Origin of the sequence: Serinicoccus chungangensis (assembly GCF_001483745.1) — a bacterium.
GTDB lineage: Bacteria > Actinomycetota > Actinomycetes > Actinomycetales > Dermatophilaceae > Ornithinicoccus > Ornithinicoccus chungangensis_A.
This window is the reverse complement of sequence record NZ_LQBL01000011.1, coordinates 94,379-120,984: the sequence shown is the minus strand read 5'-3', so window position 1 is coordinate 120,984 and position 26,606 is coordinate 94,379. Positions and strand designations below refer to the sequence as shown.

Annotated in this window: 24 protein-coding genes; 13 read left to right on the top strand and 11 right to left on the bottom strand. The window is 73.5% G+C overall.

The genetic code is table 11. The features are described from left to right. Positions 1-118: 118 nt before the first annotated feature. From AVL62_RS05030 to AVL62_RS05015, 4 genes are all read left to right on the top strand, one after another. Positions 119-751 carry an RNA polymerase sigma factor gene (locus AVL62_RS05030; RefSeq protein ID WP_083518708.1) on the top strand — a complete coding sequence of 211 codons (633 nt, stop codon included), beginning with the start codon at positions 119-121 and terminating at the stop codon, positions 749-751. Then, on the top strand, positions 748-1,950 hold the full coding sequence (locus tag AVL62_RS05025; RefSeq protein ID WP_058890665.1) for a serine/threonine-protein kinase: 1,203 nt from the start codon (positions 748-750) through the stop codon (positions 1,948-1,950). The genes AVL62_RS05030 and AVL62_RS05025 overlap by 4 nt, the downstream gene beginning before the upstream one ends. Positions 1,951-2,047: 97 nt before the next feature. Next, a complete protein-coding gene (locus AVL62_RS05020; protein WP_058890572.1) occupies positions 2,048-2,668 on the top strand; it encodes a hypothetical protein in 621 nt (206 codons plus the stop codon). After that, a complete protein-coding gene (locus AVL62_RS05015; protein WP_058890571.1) occupies positions 2,665-3,282 on the top strand; it encodes an OmpA family protein in 618 nt (205 codons plus the stop codon). Before AVL62_RS05020 ends, AVL62_RS05015 begins: the two co-directional genes overlap by 4 nt. A 6-nt stretch (positions 3,283-3,288) precedes the next feature. Here the strand turns inward: AVL62_RS05015 and AVL62_RS05010 are convergent, their stop codons facing one another. From AVL62_RS05010 to AVL62_RS04995, 4 genes are all read right to left on the bottom strand, one after another. Beyond that, on the bottom strand, positions 3,289-3,894 hold the full coding sequence (locus tag AVL62_RS05010) for an NADH-quinone oxidoreductase subunit B (RefSeq protein WP_058890570.1): 606 nt from the start codon (positions 3,892-3,894) through the stop codon (positions 3,289-3,291). A 1-nt stretch (position 3,895) separates the two neighbouring features. Then, complete coding sequence (locus tag AVL62_RS05005; RefSeq protein WP_058890569.1) at positions 3,896-4,252, bottom strand: NADH-quinone oxidoreductase subunit A; 357 nt, start codon at positions 4,250-4,252, stop codon at positions 3,896-3,898. A gap of 11 nt (positions 4,253-4,263) precedes the next feature. Then, positions 4,264-5,751 carry a serine hydrolase gene (locus AVL62_RS05000; protein WP_058890568.1) on the bottom strand — a complete coding sequence of 496 codons (1,488 nt, stop codon included), beginning with the start codon at positions 5,749-5,751 and terminating at the stop codon, positions 4,264-4,266. Between the two features lie 70 nt (positions 5,752-5,821). After that, positions 5,822-6,571, bottom strand: a complete 750-nt coding sequence (locus AVL62_RS04995) for a fructosamine kinase family protein (RefSeq protein ID WP_058890567.1) — start codon at positions 6,569-6,571, stop codon at positions 5,822-5,824. A 41-nt stretch (positions 6,572-6,612) separates the two neighbouring features. Between AVL62_RS04995 and AVL62_RS04990 the strand changes: the two genes are divergently transcribed. Then, positions 6,613-7,119 carry a low molecular weight protein-tyrosine-phosphatase gene (locus AVL62_RS04990; RefSeq protein ID WP_058890566.1) on the top strand — a complete coding sequence of 169 codons (507 nt, stop codon included), beginning with the start codon at positions 6,613-6,615 and terminating at the stop codon, positions 7,117-7,119. Positions 7,120-7,121: 2 nt separating this feature from the next. Here the strand turns inward: AVL62_RS04990 and AVL62_RS17760 are convergent, their stop codons facing one another. Then, complete coding sequence (locus AVL62_RS17760) at positions 7,122-7,286, bottom strand: hypothetical protein (RefSeq protein WP_235585551.1); 165 nt, start codon at positions 7,284-7,286, stop codon at positions 7,122-7,124. Between the two features lie 26 nt (positions 7,287-7,312). Further along, positions 7,313-8,086 carry an SDR family NAD(P)-dependent oxidoreductase gene (locus tag AVL62_RS04985; RefSeq protein WP_235585549.1) on the bottom strand — a complete coding sequence of 258 codons (774 nt, stop codon included), beginning with the start codon at positions 8,084-8,086 and terminating at the stop codon, positions 7,313-7,315. Positions 8,087-8,157: 71 nt separating this feature from the next. On the opposite strand from AVL62_RS04985, the gene AVL62_RS04980 reads away from it, so the two are divergent. The 7 genes from AVL62_RS04980 (at position 8,158) to AVL62_RS04950 (ending at position 17,323) form a co-directional block, all read left to right on the top strand. After that, positions 8,158-9,252, top strand: coding sequence for a lipid II:glycine glycyltransferase FemX (locus AVL62_RS04980; protein ID WP_058890565.1), 1,095 nt, complete (start codon positions 8,158-8,160; stop codon positions 9,250-9,252). Between the two features lie 36 nt (positions 9,253-9,288). Further along, complete coding sequence (locus AVL62_RS04975) at positions 9,289-9,609, top strand: TraR/DksA family transcriptional regulator (protein WP_058890564.1); 321 nt, start codon at positions 9,289-9,291, stop codon at positions 9,607-9,609. Positions 9,610-9,669: 60 nt separating this feature from the next. Further along, a complete protein-coding gene (locus tag AVL62_RS04970; RefSeq protein ID WP_058890563.1) occupies positions 9,670-11,565 on the top strand; it encodes a 2-oxoacid:acceptor oxidoreductase subunit alpha in 1,896 nt (631 codons plus the stop codon). Next, positions 11,562-12,815 (top strand): 2-oxoacid:ferredoxin oxidoreductase subunit beta, encoded by a 1,254-nt coding sequence (locus tag AVL62_RS04965; protein ID WP_058890562.1) that lies wholly within the window; start codon positions 11,562-11,564, stop codon positions 12,813-12,815. Before AVL62_RS04970 ends, AVL62_RS04965 begins: the two co-directional genes overlap by 4 nt. A gap of 9 nt (positions 12,816-12,824) precedes the next feature. Then, on the top strand, positions 12,825-13,796 hold the full coding sequence (gene rarD, locus AVL62_RS04960; RefSeq protein WP_058890561.1) for an EamA family transporter RarD: 972 nt from the start codon (positions 12,825-12,827) through the stop codon (positions 13,794-13,796). 65 nt (positions 13,797-13,861) lie between these two features. Then, positions 13,862-14,530 carry a TetR/AcrR family transcriptional regulator gene (locus tag AVL62_RS04955; protein ID WP_161937838.1) on the top strand — a complete coding sequence of 223 codons (669 nt, stop codon included), beginning with the start codon at positions 13,862-13,864 and terminating at the stop codon, positions 14,528-14,530. Positions 14,531-14,548: 18 nt separating this feature from the next. Then, the gene (locus AVL62_RS04950) at positions 14,549-17,323 is read left to right on the top strand and encodes an MMPL family transporter (RefSeq protein ID WP_058890559.1); all 2,775 of its coding nucleotides are present in this window, start codon (positions 14,549-14,551) and stop codon (positions 17,321-17,323) included. Here the strand turns inward: AVL62_RS04950 and AVL62_RS04945 are convergent. After that, positions 17,293-18,288, bottom strand: coding sequence for a hypothetical protein (locus AVL62_RS04945; RefSeq protein WP_058890558.1), 996 nt, complete (start codon positions 18,286-18,288; stop codon positions 17,293-17,295). The two genes, AVL62_RS04950 and AVL62_RS04945, sit on opposite strands and share 31 nt — an antisense overlap. Positions 18,289-18,463: 175 nt before the next feature. On the opposite strand from AVL62_RS04945, the gene AVL62_RS04940 reads away from it, so the two are divergent. Further along, positions 18,464-20,461, top strand: a complete 1,998-nt coding sequence (locus AVL62_RS04940) for a PhoX family protein (protein ID WP_058890557.1) — start codon at positions 18,464-18,466, stop codon at positions 20,459-20,461. A gap of 48 nt (positions 20,462-20,509) precedes the next feature. Here AVL62_RS04940 and AVL62_RS04935 read toward each other — a convergent pair whose 3' ends face one another. From AVL62_RS04935 to nuoL, 4 genes are read right to left on the bottom strand one after another with little or no spacing between them, the layout of a single operon-like run. Then, complete coding sequence (locus AVL62_RS04935) at positions 20,510-21,517, bottom strand: polyprenyl synthetase family protein (protein WP_058890556.1); 1,008 nt, start codon at positions 21,515-21,517, stop codon at positions 20,510-20,512. Beyond that, positions 21,514-23,061: an NADH-quinone oxidoreductase subunit NuoN gene (gene nuoN, locus AVL62_RS04930; protein WP_058890555.1), complete on the bottom strand. Its 1,548-nt coding sequence runs from the start codon at positions 23,059-23,061 to the stop codon at positions 21,514-21,516. The genes AVL62_RS04935 and nuoN overlap by 4 nt, the downstream gene beginning before the upstream one ends. Continuing rightward, positions 23,061-24,617, bottom strand: coding sequence for an NADH-quinone oxidoreductase subunit M (locus tag AVL62_RS04925; protein WP_058890554.1), 1,557 nt, complete (start codon positions 24,615-24,617; stop codon positions 23,061-23,063). Before AVL62_RS04925 ends, nuoN begins: the two co-directional genes overlap by 1 nt. Next, positions 24,617-26,593, bottom strand: a complete 1,977-nt coding sequence (gene nuoL / locus AVL62_RS04920) for an NADH-quinone oxidoreductase subunit L (protein ID WP_058890553.1) — start codon at positions 26,591-26,593, stop codon at positions 24,617-24,619. The genes AVL62_RS04925 and nuoL overlap by 1 nt, the downstream gene beginning before the upstream one ends. Positions 26,594-26,606 lie beyond the last annotated feature (13 nt).

Below are 26,606 nucleotides of genomic sequence, written 5' to 3'. Positions count from 1 at the left end.
CGCAGGTCGCTCGCCGGACGGACGGCGACCCGAGGGACGCGCGCTCCAGCGACGCGTGGAGACCCGTGTCGAGGGATGAGCCGGGAGGTCTCCGACCGGGCGCGATAACCTCCCCCTCATGAGGGAGGCCAGGGCTGGGGTGTCGGACGCCGTGCTCGCCGGGGACGCCGTCACCGCCCGTGCCCTGGTCCGGGACACCCCCGCGTCGGAGGCCGACGACCTGCTGCAGGAGCTGGCCGGGCTCGCCGCCGAGGGGTCCACGCTCGCGACCGAGCTGCTCGTGGAGCAGCTGGACACCTCCGGCCTCGTGCGGCGCTTCGTGCGCAGCGCCCTGCTCGACCCCTCCGCCGTCGACGACGTCTGCCAGGACACCCTCATCTCGGTGGCCGGCTCGATCCGGTCCTTCCGGGGCGGCGCCCGGGTGTCCACCTGGGTGCACAGCATCGTCCGGCGCAGGGTGGTGGACCACCTGCGCCGGCAGCGGGCCACCGCCCCGCTGCCCCCGGAGGAGGAGGGACCCGCGCAACGGATGAGCTCCATGCTGGCGACCCGCGCCACCGTGCGCGCCGCGCTGACCTCGTTGCCGGACCTCTACCGCGAGCCGGTGACGCTGCGGGACGTGGAGGGGCTGACCTACGCCGAGGTCGCCGACCGCCTCGACCGCAACCTCGGCACGGTGAAGGCGCAGATCGCCCGGGGCCGGGCGATGGTCGCCGGCGCCCTGGACCCGGCGGAGTGGAGCTCCCGGTGACCACACCGGCACGCCGCGTCGACGCGGGCCGCTACACCTCGCAGGAGGTCATCGGCGTCGGCTCCTTCGCCACCGTCTACCGGGCGGAGGACGACCGGCTGGACGCGACCGTGGTCGTCAAGATCCTGGCGGAGAACCACAGCCTCAACCCCGAGGTCCGCGAGCGCTTCATCGCCGAGGGCCGCGCCCTGCGCCGGGTCAGCAGCCCCCACGTCGTCACCCTCTTCGACATCGGCGAGAACGAGCGGCAGCAGCCCTACCACGTCCTGGAGCACGCCGACCGCGGCACGCTCGCCGAGCGGGTCGAGAGCCTGCGACGGACCGGGTGGACCGCCTCGCCGCAGGAGGTGCTGCTCCTCGCGCAGCACCTGACCAGGGCCCTCGCGGCGGTGCACCGGGCGCAGCTCGTGCACCGCGACCTCAGCCCGGCGAACGTCCTGCTCAGCTCGGCCGGGGTCACGGGTGCGGGGCAGCCCGGGCGCCGGACCGGGCTGCGGCTCGTCCGCGCCGACGAGCGGGTCCTGGTGGCCGACCTCGGCATGTGCAAGGACCTCGCGGTGAACTCCGGGCTCACCGTGGCGGGGGGCACGACCGGCTTCCGGCCGCCGGAGATGCGGGGCGGCCCCGCCCTCGTCGACGGGCGTGCCGACCTCTACTCGCTCTCCGCCCTCGTCGCCTGGGTGTGCGAGGGCGCGGACCTCCCGGCGGGGCTGCGGACGGTGCTCGACCGGGGTCAGGCGCCCGACCCCGCGGACCGCCAGCCGGACGTCGAGACCTGGCTGGCGCAGGTGCGCGGCGCCCTGGAGCCGATGGCCGAGGACCGGTCAGCCCCGGCGGTGGGGGTGGGAGGGCGCCGGCTCGGCGCCCTGCTGGCCACGCCGCTGCTGGCCCTCGGCGCCGCCGTCGGCTGGGGGGTGGCCGCCGCCGGCCCGGACGACCGGACGGCGAGCGCCAGCCTGGGCATCGACGGGCCCCAGGAGCTCACCACGGGCTCCAGCGCCACGTTCACCGTCCGGCAGGACGGCCTGCGCTCGTGGGTGTGGCTCCTTCCCGACGGCCGCTACGTCAGCGACGAGCCCTCCGTCACGCTCACCCCCACGCTGCCCGGGCAGGCCCGCCTCGTCCTCGCCGCCCGCGACGAGCAGGGTCGCGAGCTGCGGTCCGTCCAGGAGCTGACGGTCGGCCCCGGGGACGGGTGACCCCGCGAGGGGCCGACCCGGTCCCGGGCGTAACCTTCTGACCCTCCGTGCCGACCTACCTCCTGTCAGCACCAGTCCACGACCACGAGGAGCACCCATGCACACCAGGACCCGCACGACCGCGCTCGCGCTCGCGCTGGCTGCCGGTCTCGCCCTGTCGGCCTGCGCCGGGGACGACCAGGCCGAGTTCGCCCAGGACCCACCGTCGGGCTCGGAGGCCGCCCCGAGCACCGGGCAGGAGCAGGCCACGGACGAGTCGCAGTCCGGGGACGGCGCCGCGGAGCAGACCGAGGAGCCCACGACGGTGGAACCGGCCGCCGAACGGACCGTCGAGGTCGAGGAGAGCGAGTCGGTGAGCACCGAGGAGGTCGCCTTCACCCTCACCCTGCACCGGTTGGCCGTGCACGACTACTACCTCGAGGCGGAGGTCACCGTCGTCAACGACGGGACCGAGGCCCTCAACACGTGGTACGGCTCCGGCAACGGCTCGACCGAGCCCCGTGTCTTCGACGACCGCGGCCGGGTCTACCCCTTCGTCGTCCAGGCCGGTGGTGACGGCCAGCGGCTGGTGCTCGAACCCGGCCAGGGCGTGGACGCCGGCCTGGTGTTCCCCGGCCGCCTGGACCCCGACGCGGAGCAGGTGACGCTCGACTTCGAGGCCCTCGGCCCGGAGTGGGAGGGCCTGCTCTTCGAGGTCCCGCTGGGAGCGGCGTCGTGAGGCCCGCGACCCGCACCCCCGGTGCCGTCGTCGTCGGCACCCTCGTCGTGCTCGGTGCCGTCGGCCCGACCGCGGCCGCCGGTGAGCCCGCACCCCTGCCGGGGGACTACGAGCCGCCGCGGTCGACCGTGGAGGTCTACACCGCGTGGGAGGCCCCACGGAGCTCGGTGTCGTTCTTCTACACCGACCCCGAGGACGTCGGGACCGAGGAACTCGAGGAGGCCCTCGACGCCGAGGACGAGGGTGAGCAGACCGTCGTCCAGCTCTCCGACCAGTTCCTCTTCGACTTCGGCTCGGCCGAGCTGCGCCCCACCGCCACCCGCAGCCTGGACACGGTGGTCGCCGTGCTCGAGGAGGGCGAGGCGCCGGTGGAGGTCACCGGCCACACGGACTCCCTCGGGGGCGACGCCGTCAACCAGCCGCTCTCGGAGGACCGCGCCCAGGCCGTGGCCGACTACCTGGTCGAGCAGGGGATCGAGGAGTCCAGAATCACCGCCGAGGGCCGGGGCTCCTCCGAACCGGTCGCCCCCGAGACCCACGACGACGGGCGCGACGACCCCGAGGGCCGGCAGCAGAACCGCCGGGTCGAGATCAGGTACTCCGAGGGGGCCTGAGGGGGCTCACCCGTGGTCCGGTGGTGCGACCAGGCCACGGGTGACCTCCGCCCCGGTGACGGGGCGGTCGGCATACCTCGAGCCGTGCCGCGCCCGCGCCCGGCCGGGCGTCTCCGCGGCGATCTGCTCCTGCAGGGTGACGATGCCGTGGAGCAGCGCCTCGGGACGCGGCGGGCAGCCCGGCACGTAGACGTCGACCGGGATGAGCTGGTCGACCCCCTTGGTGACCGAGTAGCTGTCCCAGTAGGGTCCGCCGGAGTTGGAGCAGGCACCGAAGGAGATGACGTACTTCGGCTCCGGCATCTGGTCGTAGAGCCGACGGATCGCCGGGGCCATCTTGTCGGTGACCGTGCCCGAGACCACCATGAGGTCGGACTGGCGCGGCCCCGGGGCGAACGGGATCACCCCGAGCCGGATGAAGTCGTGCCGGGCCATGGAGGCGCTGATGAACTCGATCGCGCAGCAGGCCAGACCGAAGTTGAAGACCCACAGGGAGTACTTCCGCCCCCAGTTGAGCACCACCTGGACCGCGCGGGGGGCCCGCTCGACCGGGGCACCGACGCGCGGGGTCGGCAGGCTGGTGGTCTGCGGCCCGCTCACCTGCTCGTCCACGTCACCACCACCGCAGCAGACCGCGGCGCCACACGTGCAGGAGGGCCACGACGAGGACGCCGATGAACAGCCCCATCTCCACGAGGCTGGCCGGCCCCAGGTCCGAGCGCAGCACCAGGGCCCAGGGGAAGAGGTAGACGGCGTCGACGGCGAAGACGACGTAGAGCAGGGCGTAGACGAGGTAGCGCACGCTGCCCTGCTGCCAGCCGGAGCCGACCGGGTCGACGCCGGACTCGTAGGTCGTCACCTTGGCGGGGGTCGGGTCGCTCGGCGCCAGGAGCCGGCGCGCGCCCATGGCGGTCGCCACGAGGGCGACCCCGAGCAGCGTCACCAGGGCGACGACGACGTAGTCCGACATCACCGGTCAGCCTAGCCGCCGACGTCCACGAGGTGCTGCAGGCCGGCGCCGACGATCGTCGCGGCGCGCAGCGGGTCGACCGGCTCCGCGCTGCGCGTCTGCACGACCAGCACGAGACCCTCCGGCGCGGCGGGCTCGCCGTCCCCGCCGACGGCACCCTCCTGCGGCTCGACGTAGAACGACATCGCGAGCACGCCGGGCAGGGAACCGCCCTTGAACGCCTGGTAGCCCACGCCCTCGGGCGGGGGCAGTCCCGGGTTGCGGGCGAGGATCTCCCGCACCGGCCCACCGGCGGGGTCCCCGGCGAGCTGCTGCAGCCGGGCGTGCAGGGAGCAGACCTGCGCGCCGGTGAGGAACCAGTCGATGCCGTCCTGCCACCGCGGCTCGGTCACCGTCTCCGGGGCGATGTCGAGCCGGTCGGGCAGGTCGGCGAGGATCGCCTCGCGCGTCTCGGGCACCTGCGCCTCGGCCCACCTCGTCCGCACCTCGCTGTCCACCTGCCACCCGAGCTGGAAGATCTGCCGGGTGGTCGGGACGGGCATGATCGCGGTCGGGTCCAGGCCGGCGTCGACCGCGGCCCGCCGCAGGGCGCGCTGACCCACGCGGTCCATGAGCAGGTCGGTGGCGGTGTTGTCGCTGATCGAGATCATCAGCTCCGCGGCCTCGCGGACCGGCACCGTGGACCCTTCCGGGCGGTCCTGCAGCTCGCCCGAGGGCAGGCTCATGACCTCCGGCGCCAGGGTGAGCTCCTCGTCCCACGTCAGCCCGCCCGACCGCACCTCCTCGGCCACCGCGAGCAGGACGAGCAGCTTGACCACCGACGCGCTGGGGACGGCCTCGCCGCCCGCCTCCACCCCCGAGGTCGTCCAGGTCGGCTCGCAGGTGCCCCCCTCGACCCGGCCGACGACCACCTGGCTGGTGCCGCCGAGCTCGACGAGGGCGGCGTCGAGGTCGGGCCAGGCGTCGACGACGGGCGGCTCGCCCGAGGTGTCCGGCTGCACGAACAGGGTGGCGATACGGCCCTGCTCGTCGACGCCGACGGTCATGAGCAGCGGGTCCTGCGCCGCCAGGCTGAGCGTGGCGGCGCGGCCCACCCCGGAGCTCGGGACGACGGCGGTGACGACGTAGGGCCCGGCGCTGCGGACCTGGCCGAGCACGAGGCCCAGCTCGACCGGGGACACCTGCTCCAGGAGGTCCGGGGCGACGCGCTCGGTGGCCTCCCGCACGGTCGGCCCCTCGGCGTCCTCCTCCAGCAGCTCCAGCACCCACTCCACCGCGCCCAGCAGCTCGGCGTCGCCGATGGAGTCCGCGGGATCCACCGGCGCGGGCGCGGACGTGGCGGCGCCGCCCTCGGGCGAGGTCGCGGCGGCGTCCTCCGGCGCGGCGGTCTGCACCACCAGCGGCGGGGTGGAGGTCGCCGCGACGTCGTCGTCGTACTCGTCCGTGCACCCTGCGAGCAGCAGCGACACCGCGAGCACCCCGCCGATGACCCGCCGCACGACCGCCTCCTCACCTCTCGCCCCATCTCAGCACGAGCCCCGCCCACCGGAGGGACCGGCCCGCCCAGGGTCAGCCCCGGGCGGCGCGCAGCGCGTCACCGGCCTGCACGGCATACCCCCCGCCGAAGAGGAGGACGTGCACCAGCAGCGGCACCGTCTGGAAGACCGCGGTCCTGCGCTCCCAGCCCTCGGCGAGGGGGAACGCCTCGACGTAGGCCGCGAGGACCCGTCCGCTGAACCCGCCGAAGAGCTGCATCATCGCGAGGTCCACCTCGCGGTGGGCGTAGTGCGCGCACGGGTCGACGAGCCAGCTGCGGCCGCGGTCGTCGACGAGCCGGTTGCCGGCCCAGAGGTCCCCGTGGACCAGCGTCGGCGGCTCGACCGGCCCCAGGTGCTCGGCCCCCAGGGCCCGGGCGTCCTCCAGCGCCGAGGGGTCGAGCCGGCCGGACTCCACGGCCCGGCGGGCCAGCGGCACCACCCGTCGGTCGAGCCAGGACTCCGCGAGGGTGTCGCAGGGGGCGAGGTCCACCGGGCAGTCGCCGAGGTATGCCGTGGGCTCGCCGTCCACCGCGCCGTACCGGTCTCCCGTGGTCCGGTGCAGGGCGGCCAGCTCGCGACCGAAGGCCTCCTCCGAGGCGGCGGTGCGGTGGCCCCCGGAGGGCACCTGCTCGATGCTGATCCCGGTGTGCGAGACCGCGAGCACCTCGGGCACCCGCGCCCCCGCCGCGGCCAGCGCCCGCAGCCCCACGGCCTCCCGGTCGAAGAAGAGCGCCGGTGCGTCCGCGCGGGTCTTGGTGAAGGGTCCGTCCGCCCGTGTCATGGCCCCAGCCTCGCAGCCGGCGTCGGTGAGAGGGTGGGGGCATGCACATCATGACCGTCTGCCTGGGCAACGTCTGCCGCTCCCCCGCCGCCGAGGCCGTCCTCGTCCACGCTCTGCGGGAGGCCGGGATCGAGGGCGTGAGCGTGAGCTCGGCCGGCACGGGCGACTACCACGTGGGTGAGCCGCCGAACCCGGCCTCCAGCGCCGAGGGCGAGCGCCGGGGCTACGCCTTCACCAGCCGGGGGGCGCAGTTCGCCGCCGACGACTTCGACCGGGCCGACCTGGTGCTGGCCATGGACTCCGCCAACGAGGAGGACCTGCTGGCGCTGGCCCGGACGCCCGAGGAGGCGGCCCGGGTGGTGCGGCTGGGCGCGTTCGCCCCCGACGCGGGCGAGGGGGTGCGTGACGTGCCCGACCCCTGGGGCCAGTCCCGGGAGGCGTTCGTCGCGATGTACGACCAGGTCGAGGACGCCGTGGCCGGGCTCGTCGCCGCCCTGCGCGAGGGCCGGCTCGAGGAGGTCGTCGCGGCGCAGCGGGCCCGGCGCTGAGGTCAGCCCGGCGTCGCCGGGCCCGGTGCGGGTCCGTCCCCGTCCAGACCCACCTCGTGCCGCATCCAGGCGACGGTCCGCGCCGCCTCCGCGCGGTCCAGCGCCCGGGCGGAGCGCCGGATGAGCGTCGGTCGCCCCCGCAGGTGCTGCCACCCTTCGGGTCCCACGTAGGACCCCGGTGGCAGCGGCTGGGTCAGCGAGACAGCACCGAGGCGGCCCCCTGGGCGGCCGTCATCGCCAGCGGGCGGCTGGCCGCCGTGACCAGCCGGTCGACCCGGTCGTCACCGCTGGCGTTCTGGAGGTTGGTGACCACCCAGCCGGGGTGCGTCAGCTGCACCTGGGTGCCCGCCGGCTTACGGGCGCCCAGGTCGAGGCCCCACAGCATCGCGGTGAGCTTGGCCCGGGAGTACGCCCGCGGCAGGGTCCACCGGGTCCGCCGGAAGTGGGGGTCGTCGTGGTCCGTCCGGCCCGAGGTGTGCGCGTGCGACGTCACCAGGACGACCCGTTCGCGCACGACGGGCAGGAGGGACTCGGTGAGGAGCATCGGCGCCAGCGCGTTGACCCCGAGCAGCAGCTCGAACCCGTCCACGGTCTCCCGGCGACCCGGCGACACGACCCCGGCCACGTGGACCAGGTCGGCCCGCTCAGCGCCCAGCAGACCGCGGATGTCGGTCGCCGCACGCCGCACCGAGGCGAGGTCGGCGAGGTCCAGGTCGACCAGCGTGACCGCGTCGTCCCCGCCTCGGGAGCCCTCCCGCAGCAGCCGGGCGCGCACCCGCTCCCCCTTCGCGCGGTCGCGCACGGGGAGGACGAGCCGGGCACCCCACCGGGCCAGGTGCAGCGCGCTCTCCCGCCCGATCCCGTCGCTCGCGCCGGTCATCACCACGGTCCGGCCACGCAGGTCGGGCGGCTCCAGGTGCTCCCACCCGAGGGCGTGGACCGCCTCGTCCGCGACTGTCTCCACCATGGTCACCGAGTGTGCCAGCGCCCCGGCTCGTCGTCCTCGGAGGGCGCCCGCCCGGCGGCTACCCTGTCGCCATGACCTTGACCCTCGAGACGGCCACCGACCGCGCGTCCTACATGGCAGCCCTGCTCGACCTCCCGGTGAGCAGCCCGCTGCAGGGGTGGGGCTACGGCGAGGCCCGGCGGGTGCTGGGTCAGGAGCCGGTGCGCTACCTCGTGCGCCAGGGCGGGCGCACGGTCGGCGCCGTGCAGCTCATGCGCAAGTCGCTGGTCCCGGGCGTCAGCACGTTGTACGCCCCCCGCGGGCCGGTCCTGGCCGACCGGTCGCTGCTGCCCGAGTTCGCCCGGGCGGTCCGTCGGGTCGCGCGCCGCACCGACCACTTCCTCACGATCGAGCCGCCCGAGCCCCTCGTCGCCGGCGACAGCCCCGAGCAGGAGGACCTGGCGGCCGAGCAGGCGGTCATCCCCGACCGCATCGGCCCCTTCCGACGGGCCCGGACCGAGCAGCCCGAGCACACCATCCTCATCGACACCAGCCAGGAGCCGGACACCGTCTTCGCCGGGCTGCACAAGATGGCCCGCCGCAACGTGCGCACGGCCGAGCGGATGGGGGTGCAGGCCGGTCGGGACGAGAGCTTCGAGGACTTCTGGGAGATCTTCACCGCGACCAACGAGCGGTCCAGCCTGGGCGCCTTCCCCCGCCGCTACTACAAGACGCTCCTGCGGGAGGCCGACCAGGACGGCGGCGAGGCCTACCTGCTGCTCTCCCGGCACGAGGGCCGCGCGCTCGCCGGCGGCTTCTTCCTCGGGCTCGGCGACACCACCGCCTACCTCTACGGCGGGTCGGTGCGGGACGACCGCCCGCCCTCGGAGGGCGAGAAGCGCAAGGACGCCAAGGCGCCCGACGCGTTCTACTGGTCGGCGATCACCGACGCCCACGAGCACGGGTACTCCCGGCTGGACCTGTGGGGCATCCCGCGGCTCCTCGACGAGAAGAAGCACTCCTTCGGCGTGCTGCGGATGAAGCTCAAGTTCGGGTCGCAGCGCTACTGGTTCCCGGCCTACGACCTCGCCCTGTCGCCGCTGAGCACCCCGCTGCGGACGGCGCTCAAGGTCCGCCGGTCCTACCTCAACTACCGCAGCTTCGGCACCACCGACGACATCCTCTGAGTCGGGCCCTCGCCCACCGCGTGCCATGCTGGGGCGATGGACGAGCAGGCACGTACCCGGCTGGAGGCCAAGCGGGCCGAGGTCGTCGCCCAGATGGAGCAGCTCAGCGCCCCCGTCCAGGACCAGGGCAGCATCTCCTTCGGCAAGCGGGTCGGGGACGGCACCGCCATGGCCGTCGACCGGCTGACCGCGGTGAGCGCTCACGACACCCTGCAGGACCTCCTGACCGGCATCGACGGGGCTCTCGCCGCGCTCGAGGACGGCAGCTACGGGCGCTGCCGGGTGTGCGGCGAGAGCATCCCCGAGGGCCGCCTGGAGGCCCGGCCCTGGGCGACCACCTGCGTGCGCCACGGCTGACCGCGGGTCCCGCGCCGCGGTCCGAACCGCTATTAGGGGAGAGTAGTCTTGTCTATTGACATGTCTTCTACTCCACTGCACCAGCTCGAGCGCGTCGTGATCCGCTTCGCCGGGGACTCCGGCGACGGGATGCAGCTCACCGGCGACCGCTTCACCTCCGACACCGCGGCCCTGGGCAACGACCTGTCCACGCTGCCGAACTTCCCGGCCGAGATCCGCGCCCCCCAGGGCACGCTGCCGGGCGTCAGCTCCTTCCAGGTCCACTTCGCCGACCACGACATCGCCACCCCCGGGGACGCGCCCGACGTGCTCGTCGCGATGAACCCGGCGGCGCTCAAGGCCAACCTGCCGGACCTGCCTCGCGGCGCGACGGTCATCGTCAACTCCGACGAGTTCACCCGGCGCAACCTCGCCAAGGTGGGGTATGCCGCGAACCCGCTGGAGGACGACTCCCTCACCGACGCGGGCTACCACGTGCACGCCCTGCCGCTGACGTCGATGACCGTCGAGGCCCTGGCCGCGTTCGACGGGCTGACCCGCAAGGAGAAGGAACGCGCCAAGAACATGCTGGCGCTGGGCCTGCTGTCTTGGCTCTACTCGCGCGACACCGCCTCGACGGAGGCCTTCCTGCGCGCCAAGTTCGCCCAGGCCCCCGAGATCCTCGAGGCCAACCTCACCGCCCTGCGCACCGGCCACGCCTACGGCGAGACCACCGAGGACTTCGCGGTGCGCTACCAGGTGGCGCCGGCGCCGATGACCCCCGGGACCTACCGCACGATCACCGGCAACCAGGCGCTGGCGCTGGGGCTGGTGGCCTCGGCCTACCGCACCGGGCTGCCGCTGGTGCTGGGGTCCTACCCCATCACCCCTGCCTCCGACGTCCTGCACCAGCTGTCCACGCTCAAGGCGCACGGCGTCACCACGCTGCAGGCCGAGGACGAGATCGCCGCCGTCGGGATGGCGCTGGGCGCCAGCTTCGGCGGGTCCCTCGGGGTGACGACCACCTCCGGACCGGGCCTGGCGCTCAAGAGCGAGACCATCGGGCTCGCCGTGGCGACCGAGCTGCCGCTGCTCGTCATCGACATCCAGCGCGGGGGCCCCTCGACCGGTCTGCCGACCAAGACCGAGCAGGCCGACCTGCTGCAGGCGCTGCACGGCCGCAACGGTGAGTCGCCGGTCGCCGTCGTGGCCGCCCAGTCGCCGACCGACTGCTTCGACGCGGCCCTGGAGGCGGTCCGCATCGCCACCACCTACCGCACCCCGGTCATCCTGCTGTCCGACGGCTACCTCGGCAACGGCTCCGAGCCCTGGCAGATCCCGGCGGCCGCGCAGCTGCCCGACCTCACCGTCCGGCACACCACCGAGCCCAACGCCACCGACGAGAAGGGCGAGCCGGTCTTCCACCCCTACCTGCGGGACGACCAGACCCTCGCCCGGCCCTGGGCGGTGCCCGGGACCCCGGGTCTGGAGCACCGCATCGGCGGGATCGAGAAGGCCGACGTCACCGGCAACATCTCCTACGACCCGGCCAACCACGACCGGATGGTGCGCCTGCGGCAGGCCAAGATCGGGGCGATCGCCGACTCCATACCCCCGATCGAGGTGGACGACCCCAGCGGCGAGGCGCGCGTCCTCGTCCTCGGGTGGGGCTCGACCTACGGCCCGATCGGCGCCGCCACCCGGCTCGTGCGCGCCACCGGCGCCAAGGTCGCGCGGGCCCACCTGCGCCACCTCAACCCCTTCCCCGCCGACCTCGGCGAGGTCCTGCGCCGCTACGACCGGGTGGTCGTGCCCGAGATGAACCTCGGCCAGCTCGCGCTGCTGCTGCGCGGCACCTACCTCGTCGACGTCCGCAGCCACACCCAGGTGCGCGGCCTGCCGTTCACCGCGGGCGAGCTGGCGCAGGTGATCCACGAGAACCTCATGGAGGTCCAGTCGCAGGAGGTGACGGTATGACGACCCACAGGGGCTCCGCCCCCGTGACCCCCCGGAACAGCACCACCGAGCTCGGGCTGCCGGCCCGCCGGGGCACCGCCGGGGTGCCCACGCTCCCCGAGGGCGAGAAGCAGACCAAGAAGGACTTCACCTCCGACCAGGAGGTGCGCTGGTGCCCCGGGTGCGGCGACTACGCCGTCCTGGCCGCGGTCCAGGGCTTCCTGCCCGACCTCGGGCTGCGCCGCGAGAACATCGTGTTCGTCTCGGGGATCGGCTGCTCCAGCCGCTTCCCCTACTACCTCGACACCTACGGGATGCACTCCATCCACGGGCGTGCGCCGGCCATCGCCACCGGTCTGGCCACCTCGCGGGAGGACCTGTCGGTGTGGGTCGTCACCGGTGACGGCGACGCGCTGTCGATCGGCGGCAACCACCTCATCCACGCGATGCGGCGCAACGTCAACCTCACGATCCTGCTGTTCAACAACAAGATCTACGGCCTGACCAAGGGGCAGTACTCCCCCACCTCGGACGTCGGGGCGGTCACCAAGTCGACCCCGTCCGGCTCGGTCGACCACCCGTTCAACCCGGTGTCGCTCGCGCTGGGCTCGGAGGCGACCTTCGTGGCGCGCACCATGGACTCCGACCGCGCCCACCTCACCGAGGTGCTCAAGGCGGCGGCCGCGCACCGCGGCACCTCGCTGGTCGAGATCTACCAGAACTGCCCGATCTTCAACGACGGCGCCTTCCAGCTGCTCAAGGACCGGGACGAGGCGACCGGCCGGGTGGCGCACCTGCGTGCCCACGAGCCGGTGCGCATCGGCGCCGAGGGGAGCCCCGAGGCCAAGGTCGTCGTCCGCGACCCCGAGGGGCGCCTCCACGTCGTCCCCGAGCAGGACGTGCCGCAGGGGCACACCGTCGTCGTGCACGACCCGGCCGACCCCGACCCCACGAGCGCCTTCGGGCTCTCCCGCCTGGACGACCCGAGCATGCAGACCGTGCCCATGGGCATCTTCCGGCAGGTCGAGCGCCCCACCTACGACGACGGCGTGCGCGAGCAGGTGCGGCAGGCCACGGCCGGGACCGTGCGTGACACGGCCTCGCTCGACGCGCTGCTGCACGGCCGGGACACCTGGACCGTCGACGGCACCCGCCCGGGGCAGGTCGAGCAGCTGCTCGAGGGAGAGACCACCGAGGGTCCGACACCGGCGGCCGGGGAGGCGCTCGTCGAGGAGGGCGAGGAGGTCTACGAGGACGAGGGCACCCCCTAGGATGCGGCGGTGACGGACGAGGCCGAGCGCCGTCGGCAGCACGGCACGGCCTACGGCTTCCTCGCCTACCTCCTGTGGGGCGTCTTCCCGCTCTACTTCGCCGCCCTCCGGCCGGCCGGGCCGTGGGAGATCGTCGCGCACCGCATCGTGTGGACGCTGGTGCTGTGCCTCGCCGTCCTGCTCCTCACCCGCGACCTGCGCTGGATGGTGCAGCTGGCCCGCACCCCCCGGCGGCTGGGCGGGGTCGTGATGGCGGGGCTGCTCATCACGACCAACTGGGGCATCTACACCTACGCCGTGCTCACCGGCCACGTCACCGAGGCGGCGCTCGGCTACTTCCTCAACCCCCTGGTGACCGTGGCCCTGGGCGTGCTCATCCTGCGCGAGCGCCTGCGGGGGCTGCAGTGGACAGCGGTGGGCATCGGCGCCGTGGCGGCGGTGTACCTCTCGGTGGACTACGGCTCACCCCCCTGGATCAGCCTCGCCCTGGCCTGCTCGTTCGCGAGCTACAGCCTGCTGAAGAACCGCCTGGGGGTGTCGCTGAGCCCGCTGCGCTCGCTCGTCGGCGAGACGGCGACGGTGCTGCCGCTGGCGCTGCTCATCCTGTGGTGGCTCGACCAGTCCGGGCAGACCACGTGGGGCGGGCACGGCGGGCTGCACACCGTCCTGCTCATGTCGACCGGCCTGGCCACCGCCGTGCCGCTGCTGCTCTTCGCCGCCGCGGCGAGCCGGGTGCCGCTGTCCACGGTCGGCCTGCTGCAGTTCCTCACCCCCTTCCTGCAGCTGCTCACCGGCGTCCTGCTCCTCGGCGAGCACGTGCCCGCCTCCCGCTGGGTCGGCTTCGCCCTGGTCTGGGTCGCGCTGGTCGTCCTGTCCGTCGACATGGTGCGCCAGGTGCGCCGCACCCGGGCGCAGCGGCGCGCCCGGGCCCGGGACGCCCGCGAGGAGCGCCCCGACCTGGCCGACCCCGCCTCCTGCTGAGCTCGACCGCCCGCTGCACGCGATGCAATTTTGCACACCGTGCAGATTTTCGTATGCTCGACGGTGTGACTGCGCGACCGGACTCCGTCGGGGGCCGCGGGCCCGACCCGGCCGCACCGGGACGCCGCGAGCTCAACAAGGTGCGCACCCGCGAGGCGATCGAGGGCGCCCTGCGCGAGCTGGTCGCCGAGCTGCCCGCCGCGGAGGTCACGGTGGACCAGGTCGCCGAGCGGGCCGGGGTGTCCCGCCGCACCTTCTTCAACTACTTCGGCAGCATCCCCGCGGTCCTCAGCGCCGTCTTCGCCGACCACGCGGCCGCGATGATCGCCCGGCTGGACCCCGAGGTCATCGGTGACGACCCCGTCACCGCGCTGCGCGGGCTGACCCGCACCCACGGCATCCCCGAGGACCTGCTCGGCTGGTTCGTCGCCCTCAACCGCCACGGCGCGGACACCGACGCCACGGTCCTCCTGGAGCGCACGGTCTGGGCCGACATGGCCGCGTGGCTGCGGGAGCGGCTCCACGAGGCGCTGCCCGAGGCCGACCCGCTCTTCGTGGCCACCCTGGCCTCGGCCGTCATGAGCTGCTTCCAGGCCACCGAGGAGGCGTGGCTCAAGGACCTCGATACCGACCGCCCCGAGCCGCTCTCCCCCGCCGACATCACGCGCTTCCACGACCACCTGGACCGCGCCCTCGGTCTGCTGGCCGACGGCTGGCGCTCCCCCTCCGCCTGACCCACCGAAAGGACCACCGTGGCCACCCTGCTGCACCGACTGGGGCGCTGGTGCGCCCAGCACCGCCTGGGCGTCGTCGCCATCTGGGCCGCCGTGCTCGGCCTCACCGTCACCGGCATGCTCACCATGGCCAAGCCGCTGTCCAACGAGTTCTCCATCCCGGGCAGCCGGTTCGAGGCGGTCCTGGAGACGCTCCAGGAGGAGATCCCGGACGCCGCGGGCACGACGGGCACCGTCGTCTTCCGCAGCGACGACGGCTTCACCGACGCCCAGCGATCGGCCGTCGCCGACGCGGTGCAGGAGTGGGAGGAGCTGGACGGCGTCACGGCGGTCGACCCCTTCGAGGCCCAGGACCAGCTCGACGCCACCCAGGGCGACCTCGATGACGGTCGGGCCGAGCTCGCCGACGCCCGCGAGCAGCTCGCGGACGGACGCGACCAGCTGGAGCAGGGACGCGCCGACCTGGAGCAGGCCCGGCAGGAGCTGACGGACGGGCGCGCCCAGCTCGAGGAGGGCCAGGACGAGCTCGACGCGCAGGCCGCCGCCCTCGAGGAGTCGCAGGCCGAGCTGGACGCCCAGCTGGAGCAGCTCGAGGCCGGTGTCGCCGCCGGGCAGGTCCCCCCGGAGGCCGAGCAGCAGGCCCGTGCCGAGATCGCGGCGGGGCAGGCGCAGCTGGACGCCGGTCGCGAGCAGCTGGCCGCCGCCCAGGCCGAGATCGACGCCCAGCGCGAGCAGCTGGAGTCCGGGGAGGCGGAGATCGCCGCGGGCGAGGAGGAGCTGGAGAGCAGCGCCGCCGAGCTGGAGGACGGCGAGGCCGAGGTCGCGCAGGGTGAGGAGGACCTGGCCGCCGCCGCCCGCCTGGCCGACCTCACCGACGGCTTCCGGGTCGTGAGCGAGGACGGCACCACCGCGCTCACCCAGGTGTCGGTCGCCGACGCCGAGGGTTTCATCCCGCCGGAGACCACCGAGGCCATCCAGCGCATCGGCAACGACGTCGAGAGCGAGGGGGTGGCCGTCGACTTCTCCAAGGAGATCACCGACGACCTGTCCAGCCTGCTCGGGCCGGGCGAGGTCATCGGCCTGGTCGTCGCGGCCGTCGTGCTCCTCGTCATGCTGGGCAGCCTCGTCGCCGCCGGGCTGCCGATCCTCATGGCCCTGGTCGGCGTCGGGGTCGGGCTCACCGGTGCCCTCGCCCTCTCGGCGTTCATCGACATGCAGTCCATCACCCCGGTGCTGGCGCTGATGCTCGGCCTCGCGGTCGGCATCGACTACTCCCTGTTCCTCATCAACCGGCACCGCGAGCAGCTACGCCGCGGTATGCCGGTCGCCCCCTCGATCGCGCTCGCGGTGGGCACCTCCGGCAACGCGGTGACCTTCGCCGGTCTCACCGTCATCATCGCCCTCGTCGCACTGACCCTCACCGGGATCCCCTTCCTCGGCGTCATGGGCATCGTGGCCGCGGCGACGGTCGCCATCGCCGTCCTGGTCGCCATCACCCTCACCCCGGCCATGCTCTCGCTCATGGGTGAGCGGGTGCTGCCCCGACGGGCGCGCCCCGGCAGCGCCCAGGGGCGCCACGAGGAGTCGCCGGCCGAGCAGGCCGACGACCTCGGCCGCGGGTGGGCCGCCCGCGTGCAGCGCCACCCGTGGCTGTCGCTGGCGGGGGTCCTGCTCGTCGTCGGCGCCCTCGCGTGGCCGACCGCGCAGCTGCGCCTCGGGCTGCCGGACGGCGGGACCGAGCCTGCCGGCTCCACGGCCTACACCACCTACGACACCGTCCGGGAGGAGTTCGGCGCCGGGGCCAACGGCCCGGTCCTCGTCGTGGCCGAGCTGGACGAGCCGGTCGCCGAGGGCGACACGGCGCTCTTCACGACCCAGGCCGACCTGGGCGAGGAGCTGGCCGCCGTCGACGGGGTGGAGCAGGTGCTGCCGGCCGGCGTCAACGACGACCGCGACGTCCTGGCGTTCCGGGTGCAGCCCGAGGGCGGACCGGCCGACGCCTCCACCGAGGCTCTCGTCGACCGCCTCGGGCCCGCCGTCGAGCAGATCGGGCAGGACCAGGGTGCGACCCTCGGGCTGACCGGGCAGACCGTGGCCAACATCGACGTCTCGGAGCAGCTGGCCGACGCGCTGCCGATCTACCTCGTCGTCGTCGTCGGGCTGTCCCTCATCCTGCTGCTGCTGGTCTTCCGGTCGGTCGTCGTGCCGCTGCTGGCGACCGGCGGGTTCCTGCTGAGCATCGGTGCGGCCTTCGGCGCGGTCGTCGGCGTCTACCAGCTGGGTTTCGCGTCCAGCTTCTTCGGGGTCAACGAGGCCGGTCCGATCCTGTCGTTCCTGCCGATCCTGCTCATCGGCATCCTCTTCGGCCTCGCCATGGACTACCAGGTCTTCCTGGTGTCGGCGATGCGCGAGGAGCACGTGCACGGGCGGGCGGCCCGGGACGCGGTGGTGGCCGGCTTCAACCACAGCGCCCGCGTCGTCACCGCCGCGGCGATCATCATGATCTCGGTCTTCGCCGGCTTCGTGTGGGCGCACCTGACGATGGTGCGGCCGATCGGGCTGGGTCTGGCCGTCGGGGTCCTCGTCGACGCCTTCCTCGTGCGGATGACGCTGACCCCCGCGGTGATGTCGCTGCTCGGCGAGCGGGCGTGGTGGCTGCCGCGCTGGCTCGACCGGGTCCTGCCCGACGTGGACGTCGAGGGCGCGAACCTGGAGCGTCACCTCGGGGCGTCGGCGGGCGGTACGCCGACCGACCCGCCCGGTCAGGAGGCCGAGCCCGCCCCGGCCCGCTGACCGGCGGCCCGCAGCAGCGTCCGGGCGCCGGCCCGCGCGGCCTGGTCGCCCTCGGTGATCTGCAGCGCGACCCGGCGCCCGGTCCGCAGGTAGACCACGAGCCCGGGGCCACCGGCGTCGACGATGTAGGCGGTGCGGTCCGGGAGAGCGCGCAGCCCGATCCCGCCCCACCGCATCGGGTCGAGGTCCTGGACCTCCGCGCCGGCGACCTGGTCGGCCCGCACCCGGGCGACCGGCACCCGCAGCACCCGCGAGCGCACCCGGAGCCCGTCCTCGTCGACCTCGACGGTGACGGCCGACCACAGCAGCGCCAGGCCACCCGCGCCGAGCCCGGTGACCAGGACGACCGCGAGCAGCAGGACGCCCTCGTCGGCCGCCAGCAGGACCCCCGCGACGGCGGCGAAGACCACGAGCAGGCCGACGGCCAGCACCCGCAGGGTCCGGGACGAGACGTCCGAGGACCACGGCTGCACCGGCTGCACGGCCCGTCCGCGCACCGGCTGCACCCGGGAGCGCTCCGGGACCAGGTCGGCCAGCTCCGCGGCGCTCGGCACCCACCGGCCGTGCACGGCATACCCCACGGCCCCGGCGACCAGCGCCCCGAGGACGGCCAGCAGCGGCCACCCCTCACGGACGCCCTCCGGGCCGTCGACGCCCACGCGCCACGCCGTCACGAGGTAGAGCAGGACCGCGCCCCAGGAGAGGGCCGCGAGCGCCGTGAGGACCCAGCGGCCCCAGCTCGGGGGGACCAGGCGACGCGCGACGGAGGCCACGGCCGCGAGGACGGTGCACACGACCACGGTCGCCAGGACCCCCGCGACGAAGCCCGGCCCGCTCGCGAAGCCGACGGGGACCCGCCCCGACCAGTGGGTCGGCACACGGTCCGGGGGCGGCACGGCGGCCAGGGCGAGCAGGAGGGCCGCGAGCGGCAGGATCGCCCACAGCCCGGCCAGGGTGCGGCGCACGTCCGGTCTCCTTCCGGTGGGGAGGTACAGCGTAGTCGCCGCGGCCGGCGCGCAGACGTCACCGGCCCGACCGCGAGCATTCATCTCGCCGTCGCCGGGAGGGGGAGGGAGCAGGCCTAGGTTCGCAGACGTCCGGGGTCACGGCCCGGGCCCTGTCCCGGACGGAAGGACCCTCATGACCCAGCTCACCGGACGCCGCAGCCTGCTGCCGCTCCTCGCCGCCCACCCCGGTGGACGCAGCCCCGCGACCTGCCGCTACCGCTGCGGCGACGCCTGCTCCCAGCCCGTACCCAACACCAGCGACAACAGCTACTTCGGCGATGTGGCGCGCTCCGCCGTGGCGCGCCGTGCGGTGCTCGCGGGAGGGACCGCTGCGCTCGCCGGAGCGGCGTGGAGCGCTGCCCCGGGCGCGGCGGCCGCGGCCGGGGAGCCGGAAGGGGGCCTGCCGGGGGCGCAGGGCCGGGGCCGCGGGTTCCCCTCCATCTCCCCCACCCCGGCCGACGTCGACGACCTGGTCGTGCCGGAGGGCTTCACCTGGGCACCGGTCATCTCCTGGGGCGACCCGGTCGAGCCCGGTGCGCCGCGCTTCGACGTCGACCGGCAGAGCGTGGAGGCGCAGAAGGGGCAGGCCGGCTACAACGCGGACTACCTCACCCTGCTCCAGGACGGCGACCGCGGGTGGAGGCGGCGGCGCGGGGTCATCGTCTTCAACAACGAGTACACCAACCCCGAGCTGATGTTCCCGGACTGGAGCGGCGAGGTCACCGCGGAGCAGGCGGAGATCGAGATGGCCGCCCACGGGATGACCATCGTCGAGGTGCGCCGCACCAACGACCGCTCCCCGTGGACCTACCAGCGGCGCGGGACCCGCAACCGTCGGATCCACGCGTGGACCGCCTTCGCGCTCGACGGGCCCGCCGCCGGGCAGGACTGGATGCGCACCAGCACCGACCGTCGTGGGCGCCGCGTGCTGGGCACGCTCAACAACTGCGCCGGCGGGGACACCCCCTGGGGGACGGTGCTGTCGGGTGAGGAGAACGTCAACCAGTACTTCGACGCCACCGGTGCGCCGGACCCCGAGGGCCGGCTGGCCCGCTACGGCATCACGTCCGGCGGACGCGGCTGGGAGCAGGCCGACCGCCGCTTCTCCGTCCTCGCCGAGCCCAACGAGGTCAACCGCTTCGGCTGGATCGTGGAGGTCGACCCCGACGACCCGGGCTCCACCCCGGTCAAGCACACGGCGCTCGGCCGCTTCAAGCACGAGGGGGCCACCATCCGGCTGGCCGAGGACGGGCGAGCCGTCGCCTACATGGGCGACGACGAGCGCTTCGACTACATCTACAAGTTCGTCTCCCGCCGCCGCTACCGCGAGGGGGACAAGCGCCACAACATGCGGTTGCTCTCCGACGGCGACCTCTACGTCGCGCGGTTCACCGGTGACGGCCTGCAGGACGGGCAGTACGACGGGGACGGCGAGTGGCTGCCGCTGGTGGTCGACGGCGAGTCGCGGGTCGAGGGCATGAGCGTGGCGGAGGTCTGCACCTGGACGCGGCTGGCCGCGGACCGGGTGGGACCCACCAAGATGGACCGTCCCGAGGACGTGCAGCCCGACCCGACGACCGGCCGCGTCTACGTCGCGCTGACCAACAACACCGCCCGCACACCGGGCCAGATCGACGAGGCCAACCCCCGGGCAAACAACAAGTTCGGCCACGTCATCGAGTGGCGCGAGGCGGGGGACGACGCCGCCGCCCTGCGGTTCCGGTGGAAGATCGTCCTGGTCGCCGGTGACCCCGCCGACCCCAGCACCTACTTCTCCGGCCTCGACCGGAGAGGGGTCACCCCCATCAGCTGCCCGGACAACGTCGCCTTCGACGGCGAGCCCGGCCACCTGTGGATCAGCACCGACGGCGCCCCCGGCACCATCGGCACGTGCGACGGCCTCTTCCGCATGCCGACCACCGGGCGCGACCGCGGCCTGGTCCAGCAGTTCCTGTCGGTGCCCACCGGTGCCGAGTGCTGCGGGCCGGTCATCTCCTGGAAGGACAGGTCGGTGCTCGTCAGCGTCCAGCACCCCGGGGAGGGCGGCTCCAGCGCCTACCCCTACCTGGGTGACAGCGTCCCGCGGCCCGGCGTGGCCCACGTCTTCCCGGGGAGGAAGCGCCCCCGCTGATCCCGGCGCCGGCCCGGCCCGGCGCGGCGCGGGGGTGCCGGGACCGGGTCAGCGGGAGCGGTCGGCGACGCCGTCGACGAGGGCCCGGAGGGCGTCCACCGCCGCCGAAGGCTCCAGGTCCTGCAGGAGCGAGCGCGCCTGCGCCGCCATGGCGAGCGTGCGCTCCCGGGCCTGCGTCATCGCCGGGTGGGCCCGCAGCAGCTCCAGGGCCTCGGCCAGCTCCACCGGGTCCTCGATCGGGCCGGCGAGCAGCTCGCGCAGGCGGGCGTCGGCCGGGTCGGAGCTGCCGCGGGCGTAGAGCACGGGCAGCGTCGCCTTGCCCTCGCGCAGGTCGGCCCCGGGGGTCTTGCCCGACGCGTCGGCCTCGGAGGCGACGTCGAGCAGGTCGTCGGCCAGCTGGAAGACGACGCCCAGGGTCTCGCCGTAGGCCGTGAGCGTGCGCACCGTGCCCTCGTCGCAGCCCCCGAACATCGCGCCGTAGCGCGCGGCCGTGGCGATGAGCGACCCGGTCTTGTCGGCGAGGATGGAGAGGTATGCCTCGACCGCCGCGTCGTGCCCGCCCGCACCCGGGGCGGTGGCACCCTGGCGGTCGTCCCGGATCTGGCCGGCGCACAACCGGATGAAGGTCTCCGCCTGGATCTTGACGGCCTCCGGGCCGAGACCGGCCACCACGGCGGATGCGGTGCCGAAGAGCAGGTCCCCGACGAGGATCGCCGTCGCGTTGCCGTAGCGGGCGTTGGCGCTGCGCACCCCCCGCCGCAGGTCCGCCTCGTCCATGACGTCGTCGTGGTAGAGCGAGGCGAGGTGGGTGAGCTCCACGCCCACCGCGGCGTCCACCACCTGGTCGTCCCATCCCCGGCCCACCTCGCTGGTCAGCAGGGTGAGCAGCGGCCGGAACCGCTTGCCGCCCGCCCGCGCCAGGTGCAGGTTCGCCTCCGCGATGAAGGGGTCGTCGTGGTCGACGACCTCCTCCAGGCGCGCCGCGACCCGGTCCAGCCCGGTCTGGACCCGCCCGGTCAGCGCGTCGTCGGAGCCCGGGACGGTCGCGGTGCTCACCGCAGGAACGCCGCGGTGCTCTGCGCGAGGTCCAGGACCGGGGAGGGCATGACCCCGAGGGCCAGGGTGATGGCGACGCCGACGAGGATCGCGAACGAGGTCATCCAGGACGGGCGCGCCACGACGGTGCCGGCCGCGTCACCGGGGTCGCCCAGCCACATCTGCACGACCAGCACGAAGTAGATGTAGGCGGTGACGGCGCTGGCGAGCACGCCGACGACCGCGAGCCAGGCCCAGCCCTGGCTCACCGCTGCGGAGAAGACCGCGAACTTGCCGGTGAAGCCGGAGGTCAGCGGGATGCCCGCGAACGCCATGAGCAGGAAGGTGAAGCTGGCCGCGATCCACGGCGAGCGACGCCCCAGGCCGGCCCACTGGTCGACCAGCGTGGCCTCGGTCCCCGAGCTGCGCACGAGGGCGACGATGGCGAACGCCGGGATGGTCATGAAGCCGTAGGTCGCGAGGTAGAACATCGTGCTGGACACGCCGGCCACGTCCAGGGCCACGACACCGGTGAGAATGAACCCGGCGTGCGCGATCGAGGAGTAGGCCAGGATCCGCTTGACGTCGGTCTGGACGATCGCCAGCAGGGCGCCGACCACCATCGACAGCGCGGCGACGACGGCGATGACCGGCTGCCACTCCAGCCGGGCCCCCTCGACGGCGACGTAGAGCACGCGCAGCATCGCGCCGAACGCGGCGACCTTGGTGCAGGCGGCCATGAAGCCGGTGACCGGGGTCGGGGCCCCCTGGTAGACGTCGGGGGTCCACGCGTGGAAGGGCACGGCGCCGACCTTGAAGAGCAGCCCGACGGAGACGAGCAGGACGCCCGGGACGAGCAGGCCGTCCATGCCGACGTTGCTGCTGATGGCGGCCGCGATGTCGGAGAACCGCGTCGACCCGGCGTAGCCGTAGAGCAGCACCGCCCCGAAGAGGTAGAAGGCGCTGGAGAAGCTGCCGAGCAGGAAGTACTTGAGCGAGGCCTCCTGCGACAGCAGCCGGCGACGCCGGGCCAGGCCGGCCAGGACGTAGAGCGGCAGGGAGAGGATCTCCAGCGCCACGAAGAGCAGGATGAGGTCGTTGGCGGCGACGAAGAGCATCATGCCGCCGACGGACATGAGGGTGAGCGGGTAGACCTCGGTCGTGGTCGCCCCGACCTTGGTCGCCAGCGTCTCCTCCGCCGAGCCCGGGGTGGAGACCCCGGACTGGGTGAAGGCGTCGGGCTGCTCACCGCCGAACCGCTCGCTCATGACGAGCAGGCCCAGGATGGACAGCACGAGCACCAGGCCCTGCAGGGCCAGGGTGACGCCGTCCACGGCCACCGTGCCGGCGGCCGTGATGCCCTCGTTGTCCTGGCCGAGCAGGACCAGGGCGAGCAGCGCCAGGACGAGGGTCGCGATCGACAACGGGACCTGCACGGCATACCGCGTGCGCCGTGAGGCGAAGCCCTCGACCGTGACCCCCACCAGGCCACCCACGAAGACGATGATCATCGGGAGCAGCGCCGTGTAGTTGATCTCGGGCGCGACGAACATGGAGCCACCCATCAGTGGTCACTCCCCTCGGTCGAGTGGTTGGCGGCGGTGTCGACGGCGGGTGCCGGATCACTGATCCCGACCGTCTGCAGCGTCTGCTGCACGGCGGGCTCCAGCAGGTCGAGCACCGGCTTGGGGTAGAAGCCGAGCACCAGGAAGGCGGCGATGATCGGGGCGACCACCCACTTCTCCCGGCCGCTCATGTCGGTGACGTCCTCGACCTCGGGTCCCGTGGGCCGCGGGCCGGTGGCGACCTTCTGGTACATCACGAGGATGTAGACGGCCGCCAGGATGACCCCGATCGCGGAGATGACCGCGAGCCACGGGTGCCGCCCGAAGGTGCCGACGATGACGAGGAACTCGCTGACGAACGAGTTCAGCCCGGGCAGCGCCAGGCCGGACATGCCGGAGACGAACAGCGCCCCGGCCACCAGCGGGGTGACCCGCTGCCAGCCGCCGAAGTCACGCAGGTCACGCGAGCCGCGCCGGACGATGAGCATGCCGGCGACGAGGAACAGCCCGGCCGTCGTGAAGCCGTGGTTGACCATGTAGAGGGTCGCCCCGGTCTGGCTCACCGTGGTGAAGGCGAAGATGCCCAGCACGATGAAGCCGAAGTGGCTGATCGAGGTGTAGCTGATGAGCCGCAGCATGTCGGTCTGCCCGATGGCCAGGAACGCCCCGACGAAGAGCGAGACCAGCGCGAGGGCCAGGATCACCGGGGTGGCCCACTGGCTCGCCTCGGGGAACAGCGTGAGGCAGAAACGGATCATCCCGTAGGTGCCCACCTTGTCGAGGACGCCCACGAGCAGGACCGACGTCGCCGGGCGGGCCTGCTCGGCGGCCAGCGGCAGCCAGGTGTGGACCGGCCACATCGGGGCCTTGATCGCGAAGGCGATGAAGAAGCCCACGAAGAGCCACCGCCCGGCCTCCACCGACAGGTCCATGCCGGTGAGGTTCGACAGCAGGAACCCGTCGGTGCCCCGGGGGCCGGCGAGGTAGACCCCGATGACGGCGACGAGCATGATGAGCCCGCCCGCCAGGGAGTAGAGCAGGAAGGACGTGGCCGCCCGCGCCCGGCGGCTGCCGCCGAAGACCCCGATGAGGAAGTAGACGGGGATGAGCATCGCCTCGAAGAAGACGTAGAAGAGGAACACGTCGATGGCCGCGAAGACGCCGACCATCATCGAGGTGAGCGCCAGCATGAGCGCGAAGTAGCCGTGCTGGCGACGGCCCACGGCCGGCACGTCGTCCCAGGCCGCGACGATGCAGATCGGCACGAGCACCAGCCCGAGCAGGATCATCGACAGCGAGATGCCGTCGACCCCGAGGGCGTAGGACACCCCGAACTGCGGGATCCAGGAGTAGACCTCGGTGAGCTGGAACTGCTCGCCCCCGGGGCCGCCGCCGATGCGGTACTGGGTGGCGGCACCGATGCCGACGGCCAGGGTCGCCAGGGCCACCCCGAGGGCGACCGGGCGGACGATCGTGCTGCCCTTGGGCAGGAGGGACACCACGAGCGCGCCAACGAGCGGCAGCACGAGCAGCGTGGTCAACCAGGGAAAACTCATCACTGCATCACCCAGACGGCACCGAGGATCACGACGACGCCCAGGAGCATCGTCAGGGCATAGGAGCGGACGAAGCCGTTCTGCGCACGGCGCAGGACGCGGGACAGGCTGTTGAGCCCGCCGGTCGTGCCACCGGTCACCGTCCCCTCGACCAGCACGCTGTCCGCCTCCACGGAGGTCCGCGCCAGGGTCATGGTGGGGCCGGTGAAGAGCGCGTCGTTGAGGTCGTCCTGGTAGAAGTCACGGCGGGCGGCCCGGGTGAGCGGCCCGGCCTCCGGCGCGGTCTGCGGGACCTCGCGCCGGCCGTACATCATCCAGGCCAGACCGGCCCCGACCAGCATGAGGACGAAGGCGAGGACCTGGATGGCGAGCACCGGGATGAGCGGCTCGCCGTGCTCGGCGTGCCCGAAGACCGGCTCGAGCCACGCGGTGATGATGCCGGTCGGGTAGAGCACGAGGCCCAGCACCAGCGACCCCAGGGCGAGGACCATCATCGGGACGGTCATCACCAGCGGTGACTCGTGCGGGTGGGCGTCGTCGTGCCAGCGGGCCCTGCCGAAGAAGGTCATGAAGAACAGGCGGGACATGTAGAACGCGGTGATCCCGGCACCCAGGAGCGCGACGCCGCCGAACACCCAGGCCCGCCAGCCCGGCTCGGCGAAGGCGGTCTCGATGATGTAGTCCTTCGAGTACCACCCCGCGGTGAACGGGAAGCCGATGATGGCGAGCCACCCGGCCAGGAAGGTGACGAAGGTGATCTTGATGTCCTTGCGGAGGGCACCGAAACGGCGCATGTCCACCCGGTTGCCCATGGCGTGCATGACCGAGCCGGCCCCGAGGAACATGTTGGCCTTGAAGAAGCCGTGGGTGACCAGGTGGAAGATCGCGTAGAGGTAGCCGACCGGGCCGAGCCCGACCGCGAGCATCATGTAGCCGATCTGGCTCATCGTGGAGGCCGCGAGGGCCTTCTTGATGTCGTCCTTGGCGCAGCCGACGAAGGCGCCGTACAGCAGGGTGATCGCCCCGACGATCGCCACGACCAGCCGGGCGTCCGGGGTGAGGTCGTAGATCGCCTGGCTGCGGGCGATGAGGTAGACGCCGGCGGTGACCATGGTCGCCGCGTGGATGAGCGCCGACACCGGGGTCGGGCCGGCCATCGCGTCCCCCAGCCAGCTCTGCAGCGGGAACTGCGCCGACTTGCCGCAGGCCCCGAGCAGCAGCGCGAGACCGATGAGGGTCAGCGTGAGGTCGCTCGCCCCGCCGGCGCTGCCGTGGACGGTCGCGAAGTCCAGCGCCCCGAAGGTCGCGAGCATGATCGCCATCGCGGTGATGAGCCCGACGTCACCGACCCGGTTGACCACAAACGCCTTGTTGGCGGCCGCGGCGTAGTCCGGGTTCCAGTTCCAGAAGCCGATGAGCAGGTAGGACGCCAGGCCGACGCCCTCCCAGCCGACGAAGAGGAGCAGGTAGGAGTCGGCGAGCACGAGGATGAGCATCGCCGCGACGAAGAGGTTGAGGTAGGCGAAGAACCGGCGCCGGTCCGGGTCCTCGGCCATGTAGCCCAGGGAGTAGACGTGGATGAGGCTGCCCACGAAGGTGATGAGCATGACGAAGGCCAGCGACAGGGGGTCCAGCAGCAGGCCGGCCGAGAGCGACAGCTCCCCCACGCTCACCCAGTCCCACAGCGGCACCGACAGCGCGCGCTCCTCCGGGCCCAGCCCGGTGAGCTGGACGATGACGAGGACACCGACGACGAAGCTGCCCCAGGACAGCGCGGTCGCCAGGGCCGGCCCCCACCGGTCCGTGGCGCGGCCACCGAGCAGCAGGACGGCCGCGCCGACCAGCGGCAGCGCGACGAGCAGCCAGCCGAAGGCCGCCAGGCCGTCGGCCTGGGTGGCGTGGACGGCGCTCGCTCCGCCTTCGTGTTCGGCCGCCGCGAGGCTGAGGGTGGCCAGCCCGTGGCTCAGGTCGTGCACAGACACGAGCGCT